The 871-nt window shown below is 71.4% G+C and carries 1 protein-coding gene; it reads right to left on the bottom strand.

Translation table 11 applies throughout. The annotated features are described in order from the left end of the window. Nucleotides 1-655, bottom strand: a 655-nt coding sequence (locus tag G6024_RS14175; RefSeq protein WP_235027923.1) for a dienelactone hydrolase family protein, incomplete at its 3' end; no start/stop codon positions are given. Nucleotides 656-871 lie beyond the last annotated feature (216 nt).

Here is an 871-nt window from a genome sequence, read left to right as displayed (position 1 = left end):
ACACGGACTGATCCAGCGGCACTCCGGATTTCCGTGCGAGAGCGGAGATGGTGTCCATACCCTCCTGTGGCATCGACGGGTCATCGTCGGCGTGCCGCAGGAGGACGGCAGCCCGGGTCGTCGCGAGACTCAGGTGCGGGCTGTCGCTCTCGTCCGTCGCCAACCCGCCGCCGTGGAAACCCCCGACGGCGGCCACGCGGTCCGGGTGGTCGCCGCCGGCGCGCAACGCCAGTCGCGCCCCCATGCAGTAGCCGATGACCCCGGCGTCAGCCGTGACCCCGGGCAGTGCCAGCAGCGCGTCCAGGTACGCGGCGGTGTCCGGTCGCGACAGGTCGGAGGTGAGCCCCTCCATCAGCGGGAAGACGGTCGCGATATAGCTGTCCCGCCCTCCCGGCTCGCGCAGGTCGACGGTCGGCGCCAGGTCGTCGACGGTGCCGGACCGGTAGAAGACGTTCGGCGCCAGGACGACGTAGCCCCAGCTCGCGATGCGGTCCATCATCGTCCGGATCTGCGGCCTCAGGCCGAAGATGTCGGGGAACAGCAGCACACCCGGCAGGTCATGCCCAGCGGTGTCGGGTCGCGAGACGAACGCCTCCGCTGTGCCGTCCGCCGTCTCGATGGACAGGTCCACGGTCATGTCGCCACTTCGGTCCACAGTCGAATCCTCCCGTCGTCACCGACGGTACCGCCGTGATCCGTGGGCCACGCCCTGGCCGCGCCGAACTGGCCGGTCAGCCGCTCGCGCTCCTGCTCAGCCCCGGGCCGCCAGCACCGCGTCCCTGGCGTCGAGGGCCGTGTCGCTGTCCAGCGCCAGGGCCGCGAGCTCCCGGCACTGTGCGAGTGTCACCCCGGCCAGGGCTGCTCCGACGAA

Origin of the sequence: Dietzia maris (assembly GCF_014144855.1) — a bacterium.
GTDB lineage: Bacteria > Actinomycetota > Actinomycetes > Mycobacteriales > Mycobacteriaceae > Dietzia > Dietzia kunjamensis.
The sequence above is the reverse complement of the archived record's forward strand: the minus strand, read 5'-3'. Positions and strand labels throughout refer to the sequence as shown.